At 63.9% G+C, this 4,186-nt stretch carries 4 protein-coding genes; all 4 read right to left on the minus strand.

Features of this window, described 5'->3' with window-relative positions:
• Positions 1 to 425, minus strand: a 425-nt coding sequence (locus E5W70_RS21830) for a CvpA family protein (RefSeq protein ID WP_292662219.1), incomplete at its 3' end; no start/stop codon positions are given.
• Between the two features lie 48 nt (positions 426 to 473).
• Positions 474 to 1,892, minus strand: coding sequence for a DNA repair protein RadA (gene radA / locus E5W70_RS21835; RefSeq protein ID WP_292662222.1), 1,419 nt, complete (start codon positions 1,890 to 1,892; stop codon positions 474 to 476).
• 231 nt (positions 1,893 to 2,123) lie between these two features.
• On the minus strand, positions 2,124 to 3,614 hold the full coding sequence (locus E5W70_RS21840) for a replicative DNA helicase (RefSeq protein ID WP_023677714.1): 1,491 nt from the start codon (positions 3,612 to 3,614) through the stop codon (positions 2,124 to 2,126).
• Positions 3,615 to 3,819: 205 nt separating this feature from the next.
• Positions 3,820 to 4,186 (minus strand): small ribosomal subunit Rsm22 family protein (locus E5W70_RS21845; protein WP_292662225.1); only part of this gene is annotated, 367 nt, incomplete at its 5' end.

The following is a 4,186-nucleotide window of genomic DNA, read 5'->3' on the forward strand; positions in this document are numbered from 1 at the left end:
GGCTTTGACTTGGCGTTGGCAATCCAGCCTGGAGCCTTGGCGCCGGCCAGCCAATTGAAGAAAAGCAGCGCGACAGCGACGACCAGGACGCCACGCGCCGCGCCGTAGAGGAAGCCAAGTGTACGATCGAGCGCACCGATCCTGGAATCGATGATCCAGTCGGCAAGCTTCATGGTGATGACCGAAACGACGATCAGCGCGACAATGAAGACGATACCGGCGGCCGCTGCCATGGCGGCCTTTTCGTTGTCGATATAGGGCTGAATGTAAGGCAGCACCGGTTTGTAGAAGAAGAAGGCCGCCGCCGCAGCAGCTGCCCAGGAGATGATCGACAGGATCTCGCGCGAAAAGCCGCGAACCATAGCGAGCATCGCCGAGACCAGGGTGAAGCCGACGAGAATTCCGTCAAGCAGCGTAATCGGCATGTTTTTCGCCCCACTCCGATCTCTTTTTCACGACTCCGACGAGCCGCATCACTCTTGCTCGTCGGCGCGGCTGCGCCGAGAGCCGGCTATGCGCGCCACGAGATCGGCAAGCTCGGTGGGCTGGAAAGCGCCGGCTCCGATCCCCCCGACCCCATTACCACCAACAAGTTCCTCGCTGCCCAAGGGCAGAACCGCGCGTCCGAAACCCAGCTTTTCAGCTTCCTTGAGGCGCTGCTGCGCATGCGCAACCGGCCTCACTGCACCCGAAAGGCTGATTTCGCCGAAATAGACGCAATCTGCGGGAAGGGCAAGACCGGTGAGCGAGGAAACCAGTGCCGCCGCCACCGCCAGGTCGGCCGCCGGCTCCGAAATTCGGTAGCCGCCGGCAACGTTGAGATAGACGTCGTGCGTGCCGAAGCGGACGCCGCAATGGGCTTCCAGAACCGCCAGGATCATCGACAGCCGGGCACCGTCCCAACCGACGACGGCGCGGCGTGGCGTGCCCAGCGTCGACGGCGCCACCAGTGCCTGGATCTCGACCAGCACCGGCCGTGTGCCTTCCATGCCGGCGAAAACCGCGGCACCCGGCGACTTCGCATGACGTTCACCGAGGAAAAGCTCGGACGGGTTGGCGACTTCCCGCAAGCCTTTGTCCGACATTTCGAAGACGCCGATCTCGTCGGTTGGCCCGAAGCGGTTCTTGACCGTTCGCAGGATGCGGTAGTGGTGGCCGCCTTCGCCCTCGAAATAGAGTACCGCGTCGACCATGTGCTCGACGACGCGTGGGCCGGCGATCTGGCCCTCCTTGGTGACATGGCCGACCAGAACGATCGCCGCCCCTGTGGATTTTGCATAGCGGATCATCGCTTGGGCGGCGGCACGCACCTGGGTGACCGTGCCGGGCGCCGAATCGGCCATGTCGGTCCACAGCGTCTGGATCGAATCGAGAATGACCAGATCCGGCCGCTTGCCGTCGGCGATGGTGGCGAGGATGTCCTCGACATTGGTCTCGGCGGCGAGCTCGACCGGGGTGCCGGCGACGCCGAGCCGCTGGGCGCGCAGCCTGATCTGGGCGACCGCTTCTTCACCCGAGACATAGACGATGCGGTGGCCCTTTGCTGCCAGCGCGGCCGCGGCCTGGGTGAGCAGCGTCGACTTGCCGATGCCGGGATCGCCGCCGACCAGCAGCGCCGAGCCGCGCACGAAGCCGCCGCCGGTGGCGCGGTCGAGTTCGCCGATGCCGGAGACGATGCGCGGCGCGTCCTCGATGTCGCCGGAGAGGCTGGTCAGCACCACTGCGCGGCCCTTGCGGGCGTTGCGCGTATTGGCCGGGCCGGAGCCTATGCCGCCTGACGTGCCTTCCTCGACCAGCGTGTTCCACTCGCCGCAGGCATCGCATTTGCCGGCCCAGCGCTGATGCACCGATCCGCAATTCTGACAGATGAACTGAATGCGGGATTTGGCCATCAGCGTCGCGTCGCTCGCAAATAGCCGGAGGCTGGCGATCCTGCCCACCCCCCTCTGTCCTGCCGGACATCTCCCCCGCAAGGGGGGAGATTGGCTGTCATTGATGCTTTCGCCAATCGCCGATGCCGCAAGAGGAGAACCGGCGGCAAAACTGCCGATCTCCCCCCTTGCGGGGGAGATGGCCGGCAGGCCAGAGGGGGGTGTGACGGAGCGCGACGGTTGGTCAAAAAGCTACTCGAACCGATCCGGCAAATGATGTTCCTCGGCGAGATCCGAGAAGCGGGTGAATTCGCCCTGGAAGGCGAGGCTGACCGACCCCGTTGGGCCGTGGCGCTGCTTGGCGACGATGACCTCGGCCTTACCGCGCATCTCGTTCATCTCGTGTTCCCATTTGATGTATTCGTCGGTGCCCGGCTTCGGCTCGCGGTTCTTCAGATAATATTCCTCGCGGTAGACGAACAGCACCACGTCGGCGTCCTGCTCGATGGAGCCCGATTCGCGCAGATCCGAAAGCTGCGGGCGCTTGTCGTCGCGGCTCTCCACCTGGCGCGACAGCTGCGACAGGGCGATGATCGGCACCGCCAGCTCCTTGGCCAACGCCTTGAGGCCGGTGGTGATCTCGGTGATTTCCTGGACGCGGTTTTGCGACGATTTCGCGCTCGATCCCTGCATCAGCTGGATATAGTCGATGACGATGACGTCGAGGCCGCGCTGGCGCTTCAGGCGACGCGCGCGGGCCGACAGCTGAGCGATGGAAATGCCGCCGGTCTGGTCGATGAACAGCGGGATTTTCTGCATTGTCTGCGAGCAGGCGACCAGCTTTTCGAAATCCATCTCGCTGATCTCGCCGCGCCGGATTTTCGACGACGGGATTTCCGTCTGTTCGGAAATAATGCGGGTGGCCAGCTGTTCGGATGACATTTCGAGCGAAAAGAAGCCGACGACGCCGCCATTGGCCGCCTTGAACGAGCCGTCCGCCTGCTGCGCCGGGACATAGGCCTCGGCGATATTGAAGGCGATGTTAGTGGCGAGCGAGGTTTTGCCCATTCCGGGGCGGCCGGCAATGATGATCAGGTCGGACGACTGCAGGCCGCCCATGCGGCGGTCGAGGTCGCGCAAGCCGGTGGCAACGCCCGACAAATGCCCGTCGCGCATATAGGCGGCATTGGCCATGTCGACGGCGGTCTTGACGGCATCGGTAAAGCTTTCGAAGCCGCCATCATAGCGGCCCGTTTCGGCCAATTCGAACAGGCGCCGCTCGGCATCCTCGATCTGGTCGGAGGGCGACATGTCGACCGGCGCGTCATAGGCGATGTTGACCATGTCCTCGCCGACGGTGATCAGCGCGCGCCGCGTCGCCAGATCGTAGATGGCGCGGCCATAGTCGGTGGCGTTGACTACGGTGACGGCCTCCACCGCCAACCGCACGACATATTGCGCCACCGTCATATCGCCGACCTTCTCGTCGGCCGGCAGGAAGGTCTTCAGCGTGATCGGCGTCGCGATCTTGCCCATGCGGATGAGCTCGGCCGCGACCTCGAAGATCTTTCTATGCAGTGGCTCGTAGAAATGGCCGGGCTTCAGGAAGTCGGAGACGCGGTAGAAGGCATCGTTGTTGACCAGTATGGCGCCGAGCAGCGCCTGCTCGGCCTCGATATTGTTCGGCGCCTCGCGATAGAGCGGTGTTTCCGCCACGCCGAATTTTCGTGCTGCCTCTGCCATGATGTCCCCGGTCTGATCCCCGTCTCTCGATATCAGAACGAGACAAGTCGGTGATGACTTATCTGCATCAGTCCCCAACCAACCAACTTTGATGCCCGCGATTCACAGCCAGGATCTTTCGGTGGAAAGAATCTTGATTGACTCGAATCAAGATGGCGAGCCTAGCCGTTCTCAGGCGAGAACAAAACAGGAAAATAGCTGCCGGTCATTCCGGCAAGGCATCACCCCAGTCCAGTCGCCGCGCGGCCTTGAACGTCTCGCCGTCGCGCTTGGTGAACAGTCGCTCGGCAGCACTCCCATCCTGTTCGCAAAGCTTCAGCAAGACCTTGCCGGAGCCCGACTTCGGCGGTGCGATCACTCGCGCTCGAGGCGGAGCGGCCGGATGGCGGGAGGCCGCGACAAAGATGAATTTCTCGTCCTCCCACGGCACCTCGGCATCCTTGGCCAGACGGTGCAGGCGCGAGCGGGCGACGCGGCGGGCGAAATGGCACCAGTCGGGAGCGACGAGCCGGGCACGCCGGCCGGCTGGCAGCGCATCCTTGCCGTGCGCCGGCAGCTGATCGAGGCGGGGG

The organism is Mesorhizobium sp. (assembly GCF_005063415.1).
Lineage (GTDB): Bacteria > Pseudomonadota > Alphaproteobacteria > Rhizobiales > Rhizobiaceae > Mesorhizobium.

Bases quoted from the DNA above. Each gene is read 5' to 3' on its own strand.
- E5W70_RS21840 (WP_023677714.1), bottom strand. From the start codon at position 3,614: ATGGCAGAGGCAGCACGAAAATTCGGCGTGGCGGAAACACCGCTCTAT.
- radA (WP_292662222.1), bottom strand. From the start codon at position 1,892: ATGGCCAAATCCCGCATTCAGTTCATCTGTCAGAATTGCGGATCGGTG.